This window comes from Flavonifractor sp. An91 (assembly GCF_002159225.1).
GTDB lineage: Bacteria > Bacillota > Clostridia > Oscillospirales > Oscillospiraceae > Flavonifractor > Flavonifractor avicola.
This window is the reverse complement of sequence record NZ_NFHA01000027.1, coordinates 1-22858: the sequence shown is the minus strand read 5'-3', so window position 1 is coordinate 22858 and position 22858 is coordinate 1. Positions and strand designations below refer to the sequence as shown.

General features: G+C 46.3%; 24 protein-coding genes and 1 pseudogene. 19 read left to right on the top strand and 6 right to left on the bottom strand.

Going from position 1 to position 22858, the window contains the following annotated elements; all coding sequences use genetic code 11:
• The first annotated feature begins 19 nt into the window (after positions 1–19).
• Genes B5G42_RS13590 through B5G42_RS13575 form a run of 5 tightly spaced genes read left to right on the top strand, consistent with a single transcriptional unit; the run spans position 20 to position 3070 of the window.
• The gene (locus B5G42_RS13590) at positions 20–499 is read left to right on the top strand and encodes a hypothetical protein (protein WP_087271388.1); all 480 of its coding nucleotides are present in this window, start codon (positions 20–22) and stop codon (positions 497–499) included.
• A 16-nt stretch (positions 500–515) separates the two neighbouring features.
• Complete coding sequence (locus B5G42_RS13585) at positions 516–1340, top strand: C39 family peptidase (RefSeq protein WP_087271385.1); 825 nt, start codon at positions 516–518, stop codon at positions 1338–1340.
• A gap of 11 nt (positions 1341–1351) precedes the next feature.
• The gene (locus B5G42_RS18385; RefSeq protein ID WP_006354152.1) at positions 1352–1501 is read left to right on the top strand and encodes a hypothetical protein; all 150 of its coding nucleotides are present in this window, start codon (positions 1352–1354) and stop codon (positions 1499–1501) included.
• A complete protein-coding gene (locus B5G42_RS13580) occupies positions 1479–2510 on the top strand; it encodes a hypothetical protein (RefSeq protein WP_087271382.1) in 1032 nt (343 codons plus the stop codon). The genes B5G42_RS18385 and B5G42_RS13580 overlap by 23 nt, the downstream gene beginning before the upstream one ends.
• Before the next feature lie 29 nt (positions 2511–2539).
• Positions 2540–3070: a helix-turn-helix domain-containing protein gene (locus B5G42_RS13575; RefSeq protein WP_087271379.1), complete on the top strand. Its 531-nt coding sequence runs from the start codon at positions 2540–2542 to the stop codon at positions 3068–3070.
• Between the two features lie 263 nt (positions 3071–3333).
• Here the strand turns inward: B5G42_RS13575 and B5G42_RS13570 are convergent, their stop codons facing one another.
• The 6 genes from B5G42_RS13570 to B5G42_RS13545 form a co-directional block, all read right to left on the bottom strand.
• Entirely contained in the window at positions 3334–4140 is an 807-nt protein-coding gene (locus tag B5G42_RS13570) for a hypothetical protein (protein WP_087271376.1), read from the bottom strand.
• 1083 nt (positions 4141–5223) lie between these two features.
• The gene (locus tag B5G42_RS13560) at positions 5224–5763 is read right to left on the bottom strand and encodes a hypothetical protein (protein ID WP_087271370.1); all 540 of its coding nucleotides are present in this window, start codon (positions 5761–5763) and stop codon (positions 5224–5226) included.
• A 102-nt stretch (positions 5764–5865) separates the two neighbouring features.
• Entirely contained in the window at positions 5866–6219 is a 354-nt protein-coding gene (locus tag B5G42_RS17950) for a hypothetical protein (protein ID WP_140399856.1), read from the bottom strand.
• 81 nt (positions 6220–6300) lie between these two features.
• Positions 6301–6975, bottom strand: coding sequence for a DUF4367 domain-containing protein (locus B5G42_RS13555; protein WP_087271368.1), 675 nt, complete (start codon positions 6973–6975; stop codon positions 6301–6303).
• Entirely contained in the window at positions 6972–7490 is a 519-nt protein-coding gene (locus tag B5G42_RS13550) for an RNA polymerase sigma factor (RefSeq protein WP_087271365.1), read from the bottom strand. The genes B5G42_RS13555 and B5G42_RS13550 overlap by 4 nt, the downstream gene beginning before the upstream one ends.
• A 155-nt stretch (positions 7491–7645) precedes the next feature.
• The gene (locus B5G42_RS13545) at positions 7646–7960 is read right to left on the bottom strand and encodes a helix-turn-helix transcriptional regulator (protein ID WP_087271362.1); all 315 of its coding nucleotides are present in this window, start codon (positions 7958–7960) and stop codon (positions 7646–7648) included.
• Between the two features lie 156 nt (positions 7961–8116).
• On the opposite strand from B5G42_RS13545, the gene B5G42_RS13540 reads away from it, so the two are divergent.
• The 14 genes and pseudogenes from B5G42_RS13540 (at position 8117) to B5G42_RS13480 (ending at position 22366) form a co-directional block, all read left to right on the top strand.
• Entirely contained in the window at positions 8117–8650 is a 534-nt protein-coding gene (locus tag B5G42_RS13540) for an SLOG family protein (protein ID WP_087271359.1), read from the top strand.
• A 101-nt stretch (positions 8651–8751) separates the two neighbouring features.
• On the top strand, positions 8752–9441 hold the full coding sequence (locus B5G42_RS13535; RefSeq protein WP_087271356.1) for a response regulator transcription factor: 690 nt from the start codon (positions 8752–8754) through the stop codon (positions 9439–9441).
• Positions 9438–10407: pseudogene (locus B5G42_RS13530) on the top strand (HAMP domain-containing sensor histidine kinase); the annotation flags it as partial. The gene B5G42_RS13535 and the pseudogene B5G42_RS13530, both read left to right, overlap by 4 nt.
• Entirely contained in the window at positions 10390–10698 is a 309-nt protein-coding gene (locus tag B5G42_RS18495; RefSeq protein WP_206406194.1) for a CHAP domain-containing protein, read from the top strand. The pseudogene B5G42_RS13530 and the gene B5G42_RS18495, both read left to right, overlap by 18 nt.
• A gap of 177 nt (positions 10699–10875) precedes the next feature.
• A complete protein-coding gene (locus tag B5G42_RS13525) occupies positions 10876–11553 on the top strand; it encodes a response regulator transcription factor (protein WP_087271353.1) in 678 nt (225 codons plus the stop codon).
• Positions 11537–12961, top strand: a complete 1425-nt coding sequence (locus B5G42_RS13520) for a sensor histidine kinase (RefSeq protein WP_087271350.1) — start codon at positions 11537–11539, stop codon at positions 12959–12961. The genes B5G42_RS13525 and B5G42_RS13520 overlap by 17 nt, the downstream gene beginning before the upstream one ends.
• A gap of 84 nt (positions 12962–13045) precedes the next feature.
• Positions 13046–14395, top strand: coding sequence for an FtsX-like permease family protein (locus tag B5G42_RS13515; protein WP_087271347.1), 1350 nt, complete (start codon positions 13046–13048; stop codon positions 14393–14395).
• 13 nt (positions 14396–14408) lie between these two features.
• Positions 14409–15722, top strand: coding sequence for an ABC transporter permease (locus B5G42_RS13510; RefSeq protein ID WP_087271344.1), 1314 nt, complete (start codon positions 14409–14411; stop codon positions 15720–15722).
• Between the two features lie 17 nt (positions 15723–15739).
• On the top strand, positions 15740–16372 hold the full coding sequence (locus tag B5G42_RS13505; RefSeq protein WP_087271341.1) for an ATP-binding cassette domain-containing protein: 633 nt from the start codon (positions 15740–15742) through the stop codon (positions 16370–16372).
• A 405-nt stretch (positions 16373–16777) separates the two neighbouring features.
• Positions 16778–17449, top strand: coding sequence for a response regulator transcription factor (locus B5G42_RS13500; RefSeq protein WP_206406193.1), 672 nt, complete (start codon positions 16778–16780; stop codon positions 17447–17449).
• Positions 17437–18546 (top strand): HAMP domain-containing sensor histidine kinase, encoded by a 1110-nt coding sequence (locus B5G42_RS13495; RefSeq protein WP_343286703.1) that lies wholly within the window; start codon positions 17437–17439, stop codon positions 18544–18546. The genes B5G42_RS13500 and B5G42_RS13495 overlap by 13 nt, the downstream gene beginning before the upstream one ends.
• Before the next feature lie 62 nt (positions 18547–18608).
• A complete protein-coding gene (locus tag B5G42_RS13490) occupies positions 18609–19283 on the top strand; it encodes an ABC transporter ATP-binding protein (RefSeq protein ID WP_087271334.1) in 675 nt (224 codons plus the stop codon).
• Positions 19280–21772, top strand: coding sequence for an ABC transporter permease (locus B5G42_RS13485; protein WP_087271331.1), 2493 nt, complete (start codon positions 19280–19282; stop codon positions 21770–21772). Before B5G42_RS13490 ends, B5G42_RS13485 begins: the two co-directional genes overlap by 4 nt.
• Positions 21773–21949: 177 nt before the next feature.
• On the top strand, positions 21950–22366 hold the full coding sequence (locus B5G42_RS13480; RefSeq protein ID WP_087271327.1) for a winged helix-turn-helix domain-containing protein: 417 nt from the start codon (positions 21950–21952) through the stop codon (positions 22364–22366).
• Positions 22367–22858: the final 492 nt, after the last annotated feature.

Sequence of the window (22858 nt, the reverse complement as noted above, 5' to 3'; positions counted from 1 at the left end):
CCACACAGGAGGTTTTCAGATGAATCATGCGGAACGATACGAATACCTGGTCAACAAGATGGCTGCCATACGTTGGAGGGGCAGTGATTTGGACGCTTCCTACCATGCCGCCCTTTTCCTGATGGCTTCCCATCCGGCTCTCTTTCAGAAGATGGATCGCTACCTCTGCCCGGAGGGAATCGACTTTACCAAGATGATGCGGAAAGAGGAGTTTGAATATGACTGGATGAAGATTACGGCGGATGCCGCCCGCAACCTCTTTTCCTGGAACAGCAAGTGTGCTGCTACTCCTTTTGAGATTTCGCGGATGCCTGCCCCGGCGATTCGGGCGCTCTTTACGGCCTGCTTCATCGCCAATGGGGACTACATGGTATCTGTCCGGGAAAATGACAAAGGAGAAAAGGTGTTTGAAATTGACGACAGCGCCGGTAAACGGCGGGAGGCGTTCAATCTGCAAATGGAGCAGATGATGGAAGCCCCCGGTATGGAACCGGACTGATTATGGAGGTGATTTTTTGGCTGTTGATCCGTTGACTGCAAAAATTTTGGCAAAGGTAGCTATGCAGGCGGCTACCGACTCCGAGAGCCGGAAAAGAATCCTGTTTATGATCCTGGCCCCGGTTCTGGGGCTTTTGCTTTTGATTGCCTTCATCCTGTACCTCATTACCAGCCCCTTTTCCGTGCTGTCCCAATGGTTGATTGGTGATGAGGTAAACGTGGTAGAGGATTTTCAGAAGCAATATGGTTACAACCAGCAGCTCGGCATTTATGAGAAAGACTATATAGACGGTAGTGGTCAGAGCTATGAGGGCGTCATCTTTACGGATGGGGCAACCGAAGTTGTCTACTACAATCAGTTGGATGAGCGTTGGGCCGATCTTCCGTATGGAACCGATAATATCGGCGGTTATGGATGTGGCCCGACCTCTATGGCGATTGTGGTATCCAGCCTGACAGACCAGACTGTTGATCCCCCCACAATGGCAGAATGGGCGTATCAGAACGGCTATTGGTGTTCCGGCAACGGGTCCTATCACTCGTTGATACCGGGGGCTGCGGAGGGCTTTGGGCTTCAATGGGAAAGCATCAGCACCGATGACCCGCAAGCTGTGGTGGATGCTTTGGCATCCGGGAAATTGATTGTGGCACTCATGTCGAAAGGCCACTTCACATCCAGTGGTCACTTTATGGTGCTGCGTGGAGTGACCTCTGAAGGAAAAATCCTGGTGGCCGATCCTGCCAGTAAAAAACGAAGCGAACAGGAATGGGATATATCAATTATTCTGGATGAGGCCAGAAAGGGCGCCGCAGCAGGCGGTCCCCTGTGGGCGATCTACTAAAGGGGTGCGATATGAATAACCGAAACAAGCTGATTGAACTGTTTATCTACATCGTGATCGTAGTGGTGGGCATCGTCCTCTTGCTGACCGGTGGGGCGGATGACAAAACCAGTGCTGAAAATATGGGAGGTGAATCCTATGCTGTTGTACTTGACGAGTAACCAGAAAAGCAACCTGATCGACCCCGCTGTGCGGAATATGACTCTGCCCGCCAAAAAACTGGTCGGCCGGTTCAGCCTGAAAAGTTTCGTTACCAAAGATATGCGCAATTATGCCAACGCCAAATTCTTTGTGGTGGATGCGGCGTGTATCGAGGAAAGCGGCAATGATTTCACCCTTGCCCTGCAATCCTTTCAGATGATGTTCTCCGCCCGGATCATCGTCATCCTCTCCGGCTGCGAGGATGTGAACGGCGAGGTACAGCGGTTACTGTCCATCGACGTTGTGAATCTGGTTACGGGTGAAACGATGGAGGACGCCTTGGACGAGCTGACAGAAGCACTTTCCGAAGATGGGATGCAGCGGTATGTGGTAAAGGCTCCCGTCTACGAACAGCCAGTTACTCAGCGTGAGAAAGCCCCGGAGCCGGATGAAATTATTCCGTACCGCTGGAACGCCCGGAATATCCGTATTGCCGTGGCCGGTTCGCAGCGCAGAAGCGGCGTGACGGTGACGGCCTTTAACCTGGCCTCTTGGCTGGCGGCCAGAGGTGCGGAGGTGGCGTATATCGAAGTCAATCAGAACCGCCACCTGCAGCTCCTGCTGAATATCTACGAAGCGGCACCGGATGGGGAGCATTACACCATTGATGGGATCGACTGCTACCTGACCAACGAGCCGGATAAGGAGTATCAGTTTATCATCTATGACTGCGGCGTGATGCAGACGCCCACCTCTATTTTCCGTGACGCGGATCACCGGCTCCTGTGCGGAAGTGTCCTGCCCTATGAGATTCCGGTGTTCCACAAGGCATTGTCCGAGTGCGGTTCGTTGGAAGTGCGCCCGGTAGCGATCTGTGTACCGCAGGAAATTCAGGAATACTGTATGGAACTCTTTGGGGAAGATGTTCAGATTGCGGCGGCATCCCACGACCTGTTTGCGAAACGAGCCAACGGACAGATCTACCGGCCGCTGGTGGAGAAGTATATTGCAGGAGAAAAGCGCCTGTAACAGTAAGACATGATTGGGAGGATTGGAATATGGCAAAGTTTGAGTATATGCAGCGGGCATTTTCTTCTGAACTGAAGCCCAGAGCGCGGCTTGTGCTGCAAGTCCTGGTCCTGCATTGCAACAAAGAGGGTGAGTGTTTCCCCTCTATCAAGACCATAGCCGCCAAGTGCGGCTATGGGGTGTCTACCGTAAAGCGAGCACTGGATGAGCTGGTGAAGGCGGGATATATCGTCAAACAGGCCCGGTTTGACGAGCGTAAGAACGGCGGACAGACCAGCAATCTCTATACCTTATGCTCTGACTTGCCCTGCCCTGGCGAGCCGGAAAACGCACCTGTGCCGGAAGATGATGCGTCTGATGAATCCCCGGTAGTGCAGCCGGAAAATGTCCCTGTTGATGCCTGTAACGCCCCTGATCCCACGCCTGGGGAGCAGTCTGCCACTTTGCCGACAGTGGATTCCTACTCCTTTGCAGATGGCTTTGAAACAAAAATCGGGCGGCAGAATTGCCGCCCGATTCGTATGTGGACTGGGGGGCAGTCCATTTTTATACCCCCTTGAACCGTACAGGTGAACAGATACTTACGGATGAAGAAAAAAGTAAATAGCTGTGCTGTTGATAGGCACATTTTAATCAAACAGCCAAGTAAAATAGGATTGGATCAGGCTGTTGGATGGGAATATAGTGCGAACAGCGATTCTTTCGGCTGGAAGAATGTTTGTAGCGTTTTGTGTCTACAAATAGTCATATATCGCCTTAGTTCCCACATCATCCAAAGGCTTTTGACTAATGGAAGAAAACAGCTGTTGTCTTTGGAGTAGGGTTACTGGGAGAGGTATTCGCAATCGTAGACGCCGGATTGCCAATCATAATCGTAGTTAGCAGGAATTTCAACCTTATTGTTGTCCCACGGCTCAAAGTTTTGGTACTCTTGATAGTATGGGAAAACAATATTGGTGCTGTAGAAGTATTCCAGTTTAACTTTTCCATTGCTGCTGTTTTCAATGGCATCATTCAAATCCCAAGTTTCGAGGTTTTGGAATACAAACAGTGTAGCGGCAACAGATGTACCAATGAGAAAAGCCACAGCGGACTCCGGAACAGAAAGCGCTGTTGCAATTTTTGCAGCGACCGATTTTGTGATAACGCTTACACCTTTTCCAATCAGTTCATCTACAAGGAAGGTAACGAAAGTAGGGCTGTTCATGCCTTTTTGATAAAATTCTACTTGCTTATTTCCCATATAAATGACTTTTGTAAAGATGACATTAGAGATCGGGCTAAGACTACCAGTATAGTCCAGTGTTAGAGTGCCGCCGGAATAGCTTGTGATGGTTTTCGCAGCAGCAAGAGGAGTGCTTTCCAAAATGGCGTGATAGCTTTCCATTAAGGCATCAACTTCACGCATGGTAGTTGCGTTTGCAATTTTTGTGGTAATATTTTGGAGTTGCTGAATTTCGTCATCGTTCAGGCCGAAATCTGCCAATTCTTGATTATAGGTTGCCAGATCAGCAGCAGAAAAAGAAGTTTCGGTAGCAGATGGTTCAGCTGCAAAGGCACTAAAAGACACGAGATTGAAGCACAGGATAGCAGCCATAAAAGCTGATATGAATTTGGTCGTTTTCTTCATGGCATATAGCCTCCTTCATACTTTTTGCAAATGAGTAGATATAGGGAGTATTCCAATGAAAAGGAATAGGCATAGTAAAAGAAGGAATGTAACGATAAAAATTGTATAGGCAAGTGACTTTTTGGATAGCGTATCAATCAAAAAATTCAAATACCTTGTGAGTATATACATCTCACTGGCAAAGAATAGAATGAATATTGGGTGATGTTGAAAGGAAAAAGTAGCACACCCAAGAATGTACTGAACAACTAAAAAAACGATTGTATTTATTGACAGGGTTATCCATTTGGAAAAGGAATTTTTATTCATTCAACCTTGCCTCCTTGCATCCTTCTTAGACGATATAATAAACCATTGGAATCATCTCCTTTAGTCGGGAAATGGGTAAGAAAATTACTGCTCAATTTCCAGGTCCATCGGTATCACCTCTTTCTCACAAAAGTCTGTAATTTCAAAACATTGAATCTTAGAAGATTATATTCTGCGGAACACACATTTTTATGGATGGTTTTCTTAATTCGCTTATACCCCGTAAACGAATAACGGAAGCCATTTTGGACAGTTGCCTAAAATTTTTTTGGATTATTTTTGCGGATACTTGACCTCACACTTTATAAGCAGTCTACCGTTATGCCAACAGTGGGTACCTATTTCTTAGAAATAATTCTTTACGGTATCCAAACTTAACTGTATTGTGAAGCGTAAAGTCCAAGTCAGGTAGTTAGCAAGAGGGCCACAAGATCGTGTCTTGTGGCCCTCTTGCTTATAGTGCGTTTAATTTGGAGATAGGAAGAATTGATTTGTGACAATGATATTAAAATCTCGGTAGTATTTATTGTCCTGTGTTTTTGAGAAAGAACAAGTATCTATAGATGCACTAAATGGAATATTGTTAAGCCAAAAAGAAATTGTTCTTCCTCTGGATTTGCTTAATTCTTCGCATAACGCCTGTTCTTCTTCGAGTGGCTTTACTTGAAAAGAGAACATGATTTTTTCGTTAATTCTAAAACAGTTTGCAGCAAAAGCATAGGTCTGGTATTGTAATTGTAACTTTGTTATAAGGGATATTTGCATGGCAACTGATTATTTGTAGTAACTGGCAGACACTTCGGGCGCCGTGATAGAAAGTCCGTTGGCGTCAATCATAATGCCAGAAAGGGTAGCTTTATTCTGGCCCTTTCGAGTGGTAACATTGTCAATGGTACCACCGCAGTCACCATCAAATTCAATATCCCCGAGAGGGAATAATTGACCACGGTTGGTAGTTACACTTCCGGTAAAGACCATAGGCCCTTTGGTTTTAGAAGTAATCCCCCAGCCGATCATACGAGAGTCCACCCAATAGATGGTAGCGGTACCAGCGTCCCCAGTGACAGTCTTTCTTTCCCGGGGATCATAAGTCACAGTTTTACCGTTTTCATCGACATACCAATAAACGGTAACGATTTCGCCGTTAGGATCAGGGGCTGGGGCATCTTCAGGGAACCACTCCGGAAGGCTTGTACTTTTAAAGACAACGGGTTCTGATGCTTCCGTGTCAGAGGTGTTTGCTGCAAAGGCGGGAACACAGAAAAGGACAGCCATAACACACAGTAACAACGCGGACATAATTTTTTTCTTCATAATAAACTCCTTTCTAAGCCTATAATATAATGCAAACTGTTTGAATTTATCATGTCAAAAATGTATGGTCTATGGGTATTTTAATACATTTCCTGTGTTATCTTACGAGCAAGTACCTTTGACAGAGAATCTTGGAAGTTCTTTCCCAGAAATACTTACATCAACTGTTAATTCGTAGGTTTTCCCCTTTGTAACCGCTACTTCACCGCTGAAAACAAGATAGCTTGTAGAAGATTTTTCCCACGTTTTGATACATTGACCACCTTGCCATAGTTTAATTACTGCGTCGATGTCGTCCGTAGGCTTATCGGCAACGATGAATACCGAACAATTAGCAGTTGTCCCATGAAAAGAAATGTTCGGAGTAACCGTTGCCGCTCGTGTTGATGCTGCATAGGCAGTCGTGGAAAACACCATGAGAAAGAGAAACAAGATAGGGAAAAATCGTTTTTTCAAAGGGATGACCTCCTTCATTCGCTTATATCCCGTAAACGAATAAAGGAGGTCATTTTGGACAGCTGCTTAAAAATTTTAGAATTATTTTTTTTTGACATTCTCGGCCAGCTTAATCATGGTATCCTCAGAAAGATCTGCCATGATGCAAAAACAGAAAGTATCTTCTTCTGATAACCAAACCAGTACATTAGCAGAGGCTTCCTCGCCAGCTTGATAGAAGTCTGCTTTAATGTTTCCAACTTGAACTGACTTCACCTCTGTATAGTCTGATGCTACAAACAGGCTTGTGGCATTATCTCCATGTGAATAGGAAAAAGTTATACGTTGCCCAGAATCATCTGCATATATCATCAAGGTATTCCCATCAATAGCCTGTTTATCTATCAGATGAAATTCGCCTGGTAGCCATGTTAGATCATACTCTACAACATTGCTTTTTTGTGGTGGTTCACCAATAAATCCATATTCAACAAAAGACTCGTACTGCTCCCGTACCCATGCAAAAAAAGCAGCTCGCGCTTCTGCATCCACTGTCAGCCATGTACCGCTGGCGAGAGCCACCGCAAGAACAAAGCAAGCTGCATATTTGGGCAGTTTGTAGATCACGGGATGTTTTGCTTTCCGAAAAGTTCGGCGCATTTTTCTCTGAAACGATGGGGAAAACTCATGTTCACATTCTGCTGGAGCGGGGAGCGAATCCCTGATTGCCTGATCCGCTTCAGCCGCCGCTTTTTTCAGCATTTCCTTGCTTATCACAGGATTCCCGCCTCCTCACATAGTTTTTTCAATTTGTTTTTGGCCCGTTGATCCAGTTTAATTGCGGCCGGCAACGACAGTCCCAACATCTTTGCGATTTCTCTGACCGTGTACCCATGATGATAACGCAGCAAAATCATTTCTCGATACCTGGCAGGCAACTTCAAAATACATTTTGTCAAATCGTTGTCCCCTTCATAATGAGCATTTGTGCCTTGAATTTCCTCGATCAGTTCGACAGAAGGGTGTTTTTGTAACCGTCTATACTGATCTATTGCTTGGTGTTCAACTATTGTAACGACATAGCTATGCGTTTTTGGACACATCGGATCATCAATTTTTTTAATGTTTTCTGCTATTTTTACGAAAGCCTGATGCACAGCATCCTCTGCATCCTGCTCGTTATGTAAAATTTCGTAGGCCACATGGAACATCAGGCCACGATACTCCAGATAGATCTGTTCAAACAGCGACTTCTCCTCTGGAGTTTCAAGCATCATCATATAAATTAACATAATGCGAACCCCAAGTCATAATCCATTCCATTGTATCATGTAGTCTGACTTCTCAACAAGTAGAAAGATTCAATTTACATAATATTTTGCGTGGATGAGAAAATGGGGGATGATATAGGGAAAGATAAACGGCAGGAGCCATTTGGCGCCTGCCGTCATTTTCCTTGATTCAGCCGTGCGATAAGACCAAGCAATATAATTAAATCATCATCTGATAATGTCCTGATGCCATCCAACGCCTTTTTGACAAGCTGTGGGGTGTTTTCGGTAGCGTCAAAAAATTGCAGGGGCGTTATTTCAAAATATTCACAGATATTTAAGAATTGCTTCATGGAAGGCAATGCCCGGCCGGAGGAAATAGCCTGGATGTAGCCACGGTTTTGTCCCAGTTCCAAGCTCAACTGGTATTCAGAAATGCCTTTTTTCAACCGCAGCTCCGTGATCCGATTGCGGATAAATTCTTCGTCCATAAGTTCACCTCTCTGATTGTTAGCATATCAGAAAGGTTCCCTGGATATTGAACATTATTTGTGTTATAATTTGGCTGATGATTTCGTTTACGCCTTATTAAATAAGTTATTTTTGTTTTCTATGTGTTGACCGCTATTAGAACAGGAGGAAACCGCATGAATGAATGCGTTTGTGCTATTACTGGACACCGGCCAAGCCGGTTCAAGTTCAAATACAGTGAAGATTATGCCCTTTGTAAGAAGATCAAAGCCAATATGCTGGAAGTGTTCCGAAAGCTACATGATGAAAAGGAAGTCCGGCGCTTTTATGTTGGCGGCGCCCTGGGTGTTGATATGTGGGCGGCTGAACAAATCCTTCGTCTGAAGGAACAGCCTGGATACGAAGATATTGAATTGGTTGTGGCCCTGCCGTTTGTCGGCCATGATGCCAAGTGGGATCAGCGCAGCAAGCGCCGGATGGAGTTTATCCTGCAACATTGCAGCAAAAAAGAAGTCATCGGAAACGAAGATTGCCGTGAGAGCTATGTCAAGAGAAATTGCTACATGGTAGATCAGGCCAACTACCTGGTGGCAGTTTATGATGATGGGCGGAATCTGCGATCCGGTACAATGCAGTGTGTCAGATATGCACAGAAGAACCATGTGCCGGTAGTTTTGATTCACCCGGATACAGCAATAATAACATGGTAAGTTTCTTCAAAATATTTTACAGTCCGTTCCCGTTTAGGACATTTCTGCAACATTTCCTATTATACTAAAAGATAGTATAATGACATAAAGGAAGTGAGCGCATGAGAAAGATACTGATTGTGGAGGACGATACTCTTTTGAACCGGACTCTGGGATATAACCTGGCGTCTGATGGATATGAAATCACAGCGGCCTATAACCACAAGGACGCTGTTTCCCATTTGAAAGAAACCGAGTTCGATGTTGCGCTCCTGGACATCAATCTGCCTGATGGCAGCGGGCTTGACCTTTGCGAAGAAATCCGAGGACGCGGTCAGCACACCTACATTATTTTCATCACAGCCAACGACAAGGAGAGCGATATGCTCAAAGGCTATGAGGCAGGCGGCGCAGACTATGTGACGAAGCCCTTTTCGGTGACAGTGCTGTGCAGGAAGGTGGCGGCGGTCTTTGCCAATCTAGAACTACGCACGCCCCGGCACGACCTGTTTGACGATGGCTTTCTGAAAATCGACTTTTCCGAGCAGCGGGCGTCTCTTGCCGGGGAACCGCTGGACTTCACCCCAAAGGAATACCGCACCTTGTTCCTGTTCGTGAAGAACCCCCGGATTATCCTGACCAAGCGGCAGATTTTAGAGAAACTGTGGGATATTGACGGGGACTTTGTGGACGAACATACCCTGACCACCATCATCAGCCGTATTCGCAAGAAAATCGAAACGGACGAGCATAAGTATATCAAGACGGCCTATGGTATGGGCTATCAGTGGATTGGCGGTGAGCAGGCATGAAGCTGGAAAATCTGTCCGTCAAAAAGTTTCTGCGGCTCATTGGTTGGCCTGCTGGCAACCTCTTTTCTGGTGCTGCTGGGCCTGTTTCTGGTCACGAAAAATCTGCGGGTGGTTTTGTACGGCGGGCTGCTGACCGTTGTGTTTCTGGTATGGGGCGGGATCTTCCTGCACTATTTTCAAAAGAAGCTGACCTTATTCACCGACAGCCTGTGCCGGACGCTGGATGACATGATGGACAGCGCCGCGCGGCCGGAAATGGACTATGAAGCGGAAACGCTGCTGGCGAGAATCAGCCACCGTCTGGAACGGCTCTACAACATCATGCAGAAGGACCGGAACACAGTCGCAAAGGAAAAGGCCGATCTCCAATCCCTGCTGTCGGACATTTCCCACCAGACCAAGACCCCCATTGCCAACCTGAAAATGCTCAATGAAACCATGCTGACCCGTCCGATCTCAGAGGAACAGCGGCGGGAGTTTTTGCAGGCAACCGGCAGCCAGCTTGACAAGCTGGACTTTCTCATTCAGGCAATGGTGAAAACTTCCCGGCTGGAGGCTGGTGTGATTACGCTGGAGAAAAAGGACGTTTTAATAGAGGAAACTTTGGTGAGCGCCATCAACGGGATTCTGGCCCCGATGGAGAAGAAAAACATTGAACTGACCGTGGATTGCCCGGAGGGGCTGACCATTTCCCATGACAGCCGTTGGACTTCCGAGGCTCTGTTCAATCTGCTGGACAATGCGGTGAAGTACACGCCTGCTGGCGGCAGCATTCATGTGTCCGTTCAGAATTGGGAAATGTACTGGAAAATTGATGTGACCGACACGGGCCGAGGCATCCCGGAACAGGAACAGGCTACAATCTTCAAACGGTTTTACCGGGAAGAAGCGGTGCATGAGGTGGATGGTATCGGCATTGGCCTGTATTTGGCCCGTGAGATCATCACCATGCAGGGCGGCTATATTGAAGCTGGGGTTATCCCGAAGTTTGCAGCCTGCGCAACCCAGGGTGTTCCCTGGTTCCAGGAACGCGGGCTGTGGCAGGACAACAGCTATGAACCGCGTCCTGGCGACATCATCTTCTTTGATTGGGACGATGGAGGCCAAGACGGAGAATCCGACCATGTGGGCATTGTGGAGAAAGTGGAAAATGGCCGGGTCTACACCGTAGAAGGTAACTCTGGTGATTCTGTGCGCCAGAATAGCTACCCCATTGGGTACTATGAGATTTACGGGTATGGCACCCCGGCCTATTAACTTCCTCAAAAAAGAAGAAACCCAGCCGTGTGCCGGCTGGGTACATAGCAGAGATACAAAATTCAAATTCGCACACTTTTTCTGCTAACGTAGTTCAGGTATAATATGAACAAAAGAATCCGCACTTCTAAACCAAATCTAAATAAAGTCATGTTATAATACGATTGAGGTGATATTTTGAGTGAGCGAATTTTGATTATCGAAGATGAAACCGCCATCCAGTCTATCCTTTCGGAGCTGCTGACGGATGCCGGATACAACATAGAGGTTGCAGGCGATGGCCTGGAGGGAATAACAAAATTTCGAGAGAAGCCCTTTTCCCTTATCCTGCTGGACATTATGATGCCCAAAATTGACGGATACACAGTCTGCGAGATGATCCGACAGGAATCTAATGTGCCGATTATCATGCTGACAGCACTGGACGAGGAAGAAGCCCAGGTCAAGGCATTTGAATTAAAGGTGGATGATTACATCACGAAACCTTTCTCCGTGAAGCTGGTGCTCATGCGGGTGGAGGCGGTTTTGCGCCGGGTAAAAGAACGGGAGGGCCAAGAAGCCACAACCACACTTTCCTATGGAAATATCCGGTTGGATAGGGAAAGCCACTCGGTTTCTGTTAGCGGAAAGTCCATTTCCCTTACCCATACGGAATACGGGCTTCTGGAACTTTTCATGCTCCACCCAGGCCGGGTATTTACACGGGACAATCTGCTCAATGAAGTGTGGGGCTATGATTTCGTCGGGGAAGAAAAAACCGTCAATATCCATATTATGAACCTGCGGAGAAAACTGGACACGGATTTGATTGAAACGATCAGAGGGGTGGGATACAGACTTGGTAAAGAAAATTAGAAACAGTCTAAGTGCAAAGGCCTTTTTGTGGATTGCCGGTCTGCTCATCCTGTGCAGCCTGTTGATTTATGGCATGGTGATGACACTTCTGCCCCAAAGTTACACGATTGTGGCAAGCAGCCGGGTTGAGACGGAAATTGAACAACTCATTGATACACTCTCTCAAACCGATTATGACGATGCCGGGGATGTTATCGAACAATTCTGTCAGAGCAATCGGGCTTCTGTGATCTTGAACGATGGAATCACAATGCACACCTTCGGCACAGTTGATGAGCAGAGTGTAGAGCGTGGAGAAGCTATGACAACCGCAGTAGATGTGAAGTTTGCAGATCGGAATGGAAACTATTATCTCAGCATTACAGCGCCTGTTTCTGCCGGTAATGAACTGACTATGGCTTTTCTGGAGCTGTTGCCCCTCTTATTGCTGCTGATTCTGCTTATCTCAGCATTAGGAGCGTTCCTATGTAGCCGGGTGCTGGTGCGGCCTGTTCTTGAGATTAGTCGTGTCTCCAAGCGGATGGCCAATTTGGATATGACCTGGGAGTGTGGAGTTCACCGCACGGATGAACTTGGTGTATTGGCAAACAGTCTGAACACGATGGCAAAGCGGTTGGACATTGTCATGAAAGAGCTGGAAAGCGCCAATGAACAACTGCGGAAGGATATGGAACATATCACCGAGCTGTCCCGCCAGCGCCGGGATTTCTTTGCGGCTGCCTCCCATGAGTTGAAAACGCCCATTACCATCTTAAAAGGCCAGATTGAAAGCATGATCCTGGGGATCGGAAAATATAAGGACACAGGAAAAGTGCTGCCGGAAACTCTCAGAGAAGTGGAAAATATGGAACGGCTGGTAAAAGAAATTCTCACAATTTCTAAAATCGAGATGGATGGTCTGGCCGGGAAAGCAGAGCCGGTGCCGCTACCTGACACGCTTGCTAAAGTCACGGAAACACTGCTCCCGCTGGCCCAGGAACGACAGATCACAATTCATTCTCAGCTTGTCGAGGATGTTACGGTATCTGGTAACGCCTCTCTGCTGGAAAAGGCCATTCATAATATCCTGAGCAACGCCATCCGTCACTCACCGGATGGGGCGGATGTCTTTATCCATCTTACGCCTTCTATTCTGACCGTAACCAACACCGGCGCTTCTATTCCGGAGGAAGATCTGCCCGTGCTGTTCACACCTTTTTACCGAGTGGAAAAATCCCGGAACAAATCTACCGGCGGCAGCGGCCTGGGGCTGTATCTGGTCAAGACAATTCTGGAACTGCATGGATTCCGGTATCGGGTGGAAAATACGGAAACGGGTGTGGTGTTTACGGTGGCATTTCGATATAATTCGGGTAATGTCAAAATCAAAACTGTTCGCCAGGTTTTTCCCTACTGTCCTAAAAACTAAATCAAAAATAAATCAAATCTAAGCGAAAAATAAACCGTCCTTTTGTATGATGGAAGCACCATCAAATGAAAGGACGGTGTTTTTATGCACATGTACAAGCGGGCAGTTCTTTATTTAGCCCGCAAGAAAGGAAAAGCGGCGCTTCTTTTCCTGATTTTCTTTTTGGTATCTGCCCTTCTGCTGGTCTGCTTTTCCGTTTTGAATGGCACGGGACAGGCAGCCAAGGAACTACGCTCCAATATTGGCGCGGCCTTTTATATCCGCCCCTATCAGGAAATGATCTTTGAGGGCGGCGCGGTCAGTGAGGGAACAACGCCCATCATTTCCCAAAAGAGCATTGATGAGGTTGTGGACGCTGCCGGAGGCCAAGTGAAAGCCTACAACACGGAACACTATGGCTATGCCAAGAGCGAACAGCTGCATTTTCTGCCGGGAGCTGGTGACAGCGAGGCCAGCAATATGGGCCAGGTAACTGCTGTGCGAGATTCCCAACTGACAGATGTGTTTCTGAATGAGGAATATACACTGCTTGCTGGCCGCCATATCCAGCCGGAGGATGAGAATAAAATCCTAATCAGCGCAGAGCTGGCAGCGGAAAACAGCCTGGAAGTTGGCGATGTACTCACCCTTACCCACGCCGGTTTAGACCAGCAGGACGGAGTATATATCGACACGATCCCGGAAAAGACGGTTTTTGCCGAAGTAGAGATTGTAGGGATTTTCCAATGTGACGGAGCTGCCGACAGTGCAGATTCCCCTACCGCCGGGAAAGCGACAAATCATATTTATTCCGACAGCCATCTGCTGATAAATTTGCAGGAACAACAGGAGGGCGTTTTTGAGGGCGAGATTGCCTTTTACATTGCCGACCCTTTGGAACTGGATACGCTACTGGAGCGTGTGGAGGCCATCGACTCCATAGATTGGGATAATCACATCCTGCGGGAGAACGATTTTCAGTATGAGCAGATCGCCGGACAGCTTCAAAATCTTCAAAACCTGGCTGTGGCGCTGATCGCCCTGGCTGCCACTTTGGGAATTGTGATTCTCATGTTGATCCTAATGGTGCAGATACGGGGGCGTATCCGGGAAGCCGGGATTTACCTGTCCGTGGGAAAGCCCAAAATGGAAATCATTGGACAGTTTGGATTGGAGGCATGGGGGCTTCTGATCGTTGGATTTCTCAGTGCTTTTCTGCTCTGGCTTTTCTGCTCTGGCCCGGTGAATGGACTGCTGTTTGGCACGCTGGCCCAGGGAACGGGAACCGCGGCGCTGCAGACAGGTGGCGGCGGAGTGAATTATTTGCAGCCAAATCTGCTTAATTCCGGTGTGTTGCTTGCCGGAGAGCTGGCGGCTGTCCTGTTGACAGTGCTGGTGGCCAGTGGAGCCATTCTCCGCTTAAAGCCAAAAGAGATTTTAACAAAAATGAGTTAAGGAGGCATTTCGCATGAATTTTTTGAAACGAGCGATCCGCTACTGCTGGCGGCAAAAAATAAGAAGTATCATTCTGCTGCTGGTTTTTACACTGTTGGCTTCTGCTGCGCTGATTGCCTTATCCGTAGGCCACGCTACTGCGGAGGGAACAGAAGAAGTAAAGCAGACCGTCGGGGCATCGATCCGTGTAGAGATTGACGGCGACAATCCGGACAATTTTGGTTCCCCTACACAGAATGAATATGGGCTTACATACCAATATAATGGCGATTATATTACACAGGAAGTGATTGATGCGATTGCTAAAGTTGATGGTGTAGTGAATTACAACGCTGAAAGAGAGGGGGGCTATTGGGGAGCCGGGATAGATTTTGAATACTTTCCTGGTTCATTTAATTTCGGAAATTCCAACAATGGTTATGGTAGACCTTCTTCCTATACAGTGGTTTTAAATTCCGAGTTAAATAAGAATTTTATAAATGGTACTTATACATTAGTAGAAGGGCGTCACATTCAAGCAGACGATTCTTTTGCTGTGATGATTTCTAAGGAGCTTGCGGATAAAAACGGACTTTCTGTGGGAGATCATATATCTATGTACGATCTGGACAATGATTCTGAAAATACCTTTGAAATTGTGGGGATCTTCAGCGGCACCGAGGGAATGTCTAAAGATGCGATAACGACAGAGGGCATTCCAGCCAATCGAGGATATATTGATGTAAATGGTTACTATAAAATTTTTCATAAACCAGCAATAGAGCTTGGCTCTTTGGAAGTTTATGTGGATTCGGCTGAAAATGTAGAGGAGGTCCTCAAGACCATCCAAAACCTGCCGGAGATTAAAGGCAAGACATTCACTTTTTCTACGGATACAGAGGATTTTGACCTGATTTCCAATCCCCTTTCTTCTCTCCAGAAAATGGTAAATACGGCGGTCACAGTGATTGCCATTACAGGCGCAGCAGTTATCACCCTTTTGTTGATCCTTTGGACGCGGAGCCGGAAGAAAGAGGCTGGTATATTGATGGCAGTAGGCAGAAGCAAGGTGGAGATTGTACTGCAATTCCTGGCGGAAAACATTTTTATCGCCATTCCTGCGGCGGCAGCTTCCTTTGGTTTGTCGGCTCTGCTGGCGGATCAGGTCGGTGCTTTTCTTGTCAGCCAAACTGCCAGTGATGTTCAAGGTTTAAGCGTGGTTATTCACTCTGCGGATATGGCGGCAGTGTATGGTGTCGGCGCGCTGATCCTGATTCTGGCGGTACTGGCAGCGTCGGTGACGGTAATCCGTCTGAAACCGAAAGCGATTCTAACACAAATGGATTAAAACAGGAGGCAGATAATATGAGCATTTTAGAATTTTCAAATCTGAAATACAGCTATGACGGAAAACAAGGGGTTTTGAAAGGAATCAGCGGCCAAATGGAATTGGGAAAGATGTATGCCATACTTGGCCCGTCCGGGTGCGGTAAAACCACGCTGTTATCACTCCTTGGTGGTTTAGACAGCCCTACAAACGGGAACATTCTGTTCGACGGAAAGGATATATCTCAAACAGGCCTTGCGGACCACCGGAAAAACCATGTATCCTTTATCTTCCAGGCATACAATTTGATTGATTATCTCACGCCAATGGAGAATGTGGCATTGACTTCTAAGCTACCGCCGCTGCCGATTTTGGAGCGCCTTGGGTTGACGAAAGAAGAAGCAAAGCGTAATGTGCTGAAGCTCTCCGGCGGCCAGCAGCAACGTGTAGCCATTGCCCGCGCTCTGGCAAGCGAGGCCCCGGTAATCCTTGCGGACGAGCCTACCGGCAATCTGGACGAGGATACTGCCCAAGACATCACGGAAATTTTGAAAGAGAGCGCCCACAAGATGAATAAGTGTGTGGTGGTAGTTACCCATTCAAGTGAACTGGCAAAACAAGCTGATGTGGTATTTCATTTAAAACGTGGACAGTTACAAATAAACGGATAGGAGGAATATCATTTTGGGAAACTATGTGTACTTGCTTTAGAAGATAATGGCACACAGATTGGTGAAAAGCTGTTTGTCATGCTTACCGTAGATCAGAAAAAAGAACCGGCACAATTTGTTCTTGAAGATAAAATAGTGAAGCGCAGCGGTATTTTTCGTACCGCTGTGCTTTATTTTCAACACAATTTTTGATTGGTGTGCTGAAGCCACCTTTTACTGTTGATACGCACAGAAAGTTTTATTATTTCTGTAGCAAATAGGAGAAGGCTAACGATAGACGAGCTTCTTTACTTTCTTTCTTTATTTTATGATATAATATATAATAGATAATTTTGCTTTAACAAAATTTGAGGATTTTTTGAGATTTGCTATGTATCATTTTTATAAAAATGGAGGTGCATTGCCTTGATCCCTAAATTACTAATTGTTGATGATGAACGCGGCATTGTCGATATGATACAAAGTTACTTTCAATCCCAATATGATATTCTTACTGCATATAGCGGGCAAGAAGCACTTCAAAAGGCTGGCAACAACCCCGATTTGATTTTGCTGGACATCAATATGCCGGATATAGACGGGCTAACTGTATGCCAGAAAATACGGGATTACATCACTTGTCCCATTTTATTCCTGACCGCCCGCATTGAATCCGGCGATAAGATCATAGGCTTTCAGGCTGGGGCAGATGACTATATTGTGAAACCCTTTGATCTGGATGAATTAGGAGCGCGTATTGCTGCACATCTGCGACGAGAACAGCGCCGCCAAAGTAATTCTGCGGTTCGTTTCTTCGGTGAATTAGCGTTAGATTACTCTGCCCGCACAGCTACAATCAATAGTCAAAGCATCCCGTTGTCCAAGCGGGAGTTTGAAATCGTTGAGCTTCTTTCCCTCAATGCCGGACAAGTCTTTGACCGAGAACGAATTTATGAACTTGTGTGGGGACTGGATGGAGACGGAAACAGCGATACGATTATGGAGCATATTCGGAAAATACGAGCTAAGTTTGCGGCACATACGCTACACAATTATATTGAAACAGTTTGGGGGTGTGGGTATCGGTGGAACGCTTGAAAAATATGGGCCTTAAAAAGTCTTTTTTGCTCTTATCCTTGTTCTGCTTGATTGCTGCGTTCCTGTTGCTCGGTATCGCCATTTTGATTTGCCGTGGTATTATGACAGGTTATCCGTCCGGCGGAGTAGAAATTTTATCGGATGGTTCCGTTATCCCCTTGCCAGAGCCAACAGCAGCACAGCAGCGTGTACTAACAATCCTGAACATTATACAAATGGCGTGTTGTATCATATTCCCGGTGGGAGGATTGCTAACTTCCGTTGCTCTCTTTTATCATATTAAGCTAAAGCAGCCCATTGGTATTTTGCGGGATGGTATTACCCGGATTCAGAATAATGATTTAGACTTTTCGTTGCCCGTATCGTCCAACGATGAAATGGGACAGCTTTGTGCTGCTTTTGAAGTGATGCGGAGAGAACTACTAAAAACAAATCGCTTGCTGTGGCAGCAGGCAGAAGAACGGAAACGGCTCAACGCTGCTTTTTCCCATGACTTGCGTAATCCAATCACAGTCTTAAAAGGAACGGTAAAATTGCTTCGGCAAGGCGTTCAGGACGATCAGGCGATAAATAGGTTGGAAGGATATACATTGCGTATTGAACAGTATGTAGAGGCCATGAGCAGCGTTCAAAAATTGGAGCAGCTTTCCGTTCATCCCCAAAAGATTGACCTGTCTGTTTTACAAAATGAGTTGCAGGAAACCACCAGATTATTAGCCAACACTAAAAAAATTGCTTTGTCGTGTCCATTGGTTGGGGAAGTTCTTTTAGATCATGGTATTTTTCTTACAGTCGCAGAAAACCTCATTGGAAATGCGGCTCGATTTGCAAAAAGCAAGTTATCCATTGAAGTTGTTTTAGAAAAAGATTATTTGCTTTTGAAAATATCAGATGATGGGCCGGGGTATCCACCTACACTGATTCAGAATGGGCCAAGACCGTTTGAAACTGCAAGCAGCAATTCTTCACATTTTGGAATGGGGCTTTACAGCAGCCAACTTTTATGTGAAAAACATGGGGGCAAATTGATTTTGAAAAATCAATCTCTGGCTGGGGCAATGGCAATCGCCGTTTTTCAATTATCTTTCAAACCTTGAGCGATTTTTGAGATTTCTATTTTACACTCTCCTTATACCACAAGTTAAGGAGAGTGTTTTTTATGAATATTGAAGCAAAGGATTTATCCAAAGTCTACAATAGCGGCGAAAACAGGGTTATCGCTTTGGATCATGCAAATTTGGAAATCGTTTCAAGTGATTTTATTTCGATTATGGGGCCGTCAGGCAGCGGCAAAAGCACCCTGCTTCACCTGCTTTCAGGTTTGGACAGACCCACATCCGGTAGCCTGACCTATGACGGAAAAGATATTTACAGTTACAGCGACAAAGAGCTGTCTGCCTTTCGCCGCAAACGGATCGGGTTTATTTTTCAGCAATTCAACCTGCTTCCCGTTCTGACAGCAAAAGAGAACATTATTATGCCACTTTTGCTGGATAAAAAGCAGCCGGATGAAGCCTACTTAAAACAACTCACGGAGCTGCTTGGTATTCAAGGGCGTTTGGATCACCTGCCCCATGAATTATCCGGCGGCCAGCAGCAACGTGTGGCGATTGCCCGCGCCTTGATTGCAAAACCGGATGTGATCTTTGCGGACGAACCTACCGGGAATTTGGACAGCAAAAGCGGCGGCGAGGTTATGGAGCTGCTTCAAGGCGTGTGGAAGAAGATGGGGAAAGCACTTGTTGTAATTACCCATGACATCCGCATTGCACGGATGGCAGACCGCCAGTTTCAGATTGTAGACGGTATTCTCTCGGAGGTGACAGCAAGATGAAATCCTACCGGGCATTAGCAATCAAAGAACTGTTCGCACAAAGAGTAACTTCTGTTCTTGTCCTTATTGCGGTTATATTGTCCACGATGATGACAACCATCGTCGGGCAATCTCTCGGCGTCCTGACTGCCATGCGGGAACAACAGGCAATCGCACTTGGCGGGAACCGCTATGCGACATTTTTACAAATGGACGCCGATCAGCTCCATGCGCTGCAACAGGATGAAAGGCTCTCTTATGTAGGCGCTTCTATTTATCTTGGTAGTATGGAACTAACTTCATCCCTAAACCTTGGATTGACCGAATATCAAGGTGATAATGCGTCCATTTATCCTTCCAGCACAAATATCAAAGAAGGAAAACTGCCGCAGGCCCCGATGGAACTCGCACTTCCCGAAGATGTATTGCAGTATCTGGGCTTTGACGGAAATATTGGTGATACGATCAGTCTTTCGCTGGAAAAATCCCTTCGTCATAATATTGCAGACAGTTATTCATACACCGCAGAATTTGTCCTCACGGGAATTTTGGAAAGCAACTATTTGGGTTATGTAAGTGGCACAGTTACCGGCGTTGTTGGAGAAGGAACGGCTATACAGCTCCTTCCCCAATCCCATATTTATTATAATGTGGATATACGGACTGCCGATAAAAGCGCATTTCAATCCATTGTTGATGACATCAACGGGAAACTCCAAATCCACGAATTGGACACCAGTTACAATATGGTCTATCTGAACGCAATGGGGATTTCTTATACTGCGGATTCCGAGGATGCCAATGACACCGGCTTTTCTTTTATGGCCGTTGCGGGAATATTGGTTGCCTTCCTGATCCTGTTGGCTGCTGGACTTGTGATCTACAACATTTTGAAAATCTCCGTATCTAAACGAATGAAGGGATACGGAACGCTACGGGCGATTGGTGGCGAGAAAGGTCAGCTTTATCAAATCGTTGTAATTGAAGTAATCCTGCTGTGTGTAATTGGTATTCCTGTCGGTATGCTTCTTGGTTCACTAAGTGCCAGCGGGATTTTGGCGGCAGCTACCGGGCTGATTTCGCCTGAACTCTTTTTGGTTCAAAATGCGACGGAACTCCAAGCGTTGATTGCAGAAAACAGTTCGCTGAAAGTGATTTCGTTGATTATCAGCGGTGCTATTACCTTAATCTTTGCCATGTTTGCCGCATTGCCGGCAGCACGGTCTGCTGCAAAAGTATCTCCCATTATGGCAATGTCTGGAACTAATTTGAAAATCCATCGCAGAAAACGCCGAACCAGAAAAATACGCAACTTTGAAGCATATTATGCACGGCTCAACTTGAAAAGAAATAAGGGGCGGACAGCAATAACAGTTTTGTCCCTGATTATGAGTATCACAGTATTTATTGCCTTGCAAGGATTTACGACAATACTAAATGCGGCCAGCGCCCTTCAGGAGAGCCATTTAGGTGATTATCAGATTACAAATGAAACTGTGGGATTTTCTGCGGATGCTTTACGTGAGTTGCAGGAAAACGAGTCCGTTCAAAGTGTGGCCGCTATTCAATTTTCTCTTTACGAGCAGAATGAAGCGGGCAAACCTGACGGCATTGATATTGGGTTTGCATTAAAGCCTGGTGAGACTTTTCAGGTTATTGGCCTTAATGATGAATACTGGGATTATTTTATGGGTTCAGAACTATCCGCGGATCAGCTTGAGGAACTAAAGTCAGGAAATGCTTGCGTGGTACGCAATCCGATCTCCGTTAGCTACGGCGAGGAACCGTTGGAATTTACAAGTATTGAAGCAGGTTCTACCATCTGTGTTGCAGGTGCAGATTTAGCAGTATTGGAAACGCTGGATGGTTATGAAGGTTATCTTGGTATCGGGAATGGCGGTTTTACAAATGGTGTTCAGGTGATTGTCGATGATAGCATTTACGAACAACTGACAGGGAAAAACACCTATTCCGAGTTTTTACCTACGCTGAATAAAGACGTAGACCGGGAAACCTTTGATACATTTGTTGAGGATTTTTGTAAGCAGACACCGGGGACAACATTCCTGTCGTATGAAGAAACCGACCAGCAGCTACAAGAGAGCTTTGCTCAAATTCAAATGCTGGCATGGGGGCTGATCCTTTTTGTCGGCCTGATTGGTATTCTCAATATTATCAATACCGTCTACACCAATATCCACACCCGAGTAACGGAAATTGGTATGCAGAGAGCCATTGGTATGAGTGCGTCAAGTCTTTACAAGACTTTTCTTTGGGAAGGTGCATATTACGGGATAACTGCTTCTGTAATTGGCAGTATTCTGGGATATATTTGTACGATCTTTATTGAGGCAGCTACCAGTGATACCATTCAGCTTGTCGCAATCCCTGTCGTGTCTATCCTCGAAGCAACCCTCTTGGCAGTAGGCGCTTGCTTATTGGCAACAGCGATTCCTTTACGGAAAATCTCAAATATGAGTATTGTAGATTCGATAGAAACCATCGAATAAGTCACTAAATCTAAATACGAAGTCATCCTGCCCCGCCCGATAGGGAAAGAAAAAAACCGTTGCCGGGCAGGTTGCTTTCGTACGCTCACTCCACATATCCCAGCGGCGGTTTTGAGAGATCAAGACCGCCGCTTCTCTTTGCCCGGTGCAGGATTGGCGGCCAACGGAGGGAATTGTATGAAAGAGATTATTGTCATCCGTACTTCTGACCCAGACGGAAGTATCTTTCGCTCCATCCTGGGAGCCTTACAGGGAAAAGATGTTCAGATTCTTCATGCCGCTGACCTTGATCCTTCTGCCCTGACTCTGGGAGATATTGAGATATTCCCAGAGCAACGGCGAGTTACGAAGGCCGGTGTAGAGGTGTGCCTGAACTACGGCGAGTTCTCTATTCTTTGCTGCATGGCTCGCCGCCCTGGTCATGTGTTTAGTCGGGAGCAGCTCTATAATGCGGCCTGGGGCGAGGACTATGAATTAGGCACCAACACGGTGGACAACACAATCTGGCGGCTGCGAAGCAAGCTGGAGCCTGACCCCAAGCACCCCACATACATCAAGACCGTTTTCCGAGTGGGATATAAAATTGAGAAATAGCATACCAAAAGCGTCGGACGCAGAATCTGCCTCTGTGTCCGGCGCTATTTTCTGCCATTATAAAAAACCAAAATGCGACGAAAAGAAAGGAGATTTTACATTTCTCGATGAAGTCCTGATGATTTCTCCAAGATAAACTCTTACTGTGACAGTCTACCCATCCCCTGGGAAAAGTGAGGTGAGGCCGATGAGGGGCTGCAAAAACAGTATCATACATAGTCAGCGCATACGGCGGTCTTTATCTTATGGATAAGGGCCGCCTTTCTTTATGCTATCGACAAATTCCGAGGGAAACCGTCAAGGTTCCCTAAATTTAGAACTTACAATTAAAAATTATCAGCAAAGGCGGCAGCGTAGAACTGCCACGTTGATGGAAGAAAGATTAACTATTAAAAGTCAAGCCCCAAAATGAATGGTGGTGGTGAAAAAGGATAGCTCAAAAAAGGTATAGCAAAGCTAAGGTCTTGTCAGGCCTCTGCTGGCTATTTAAGT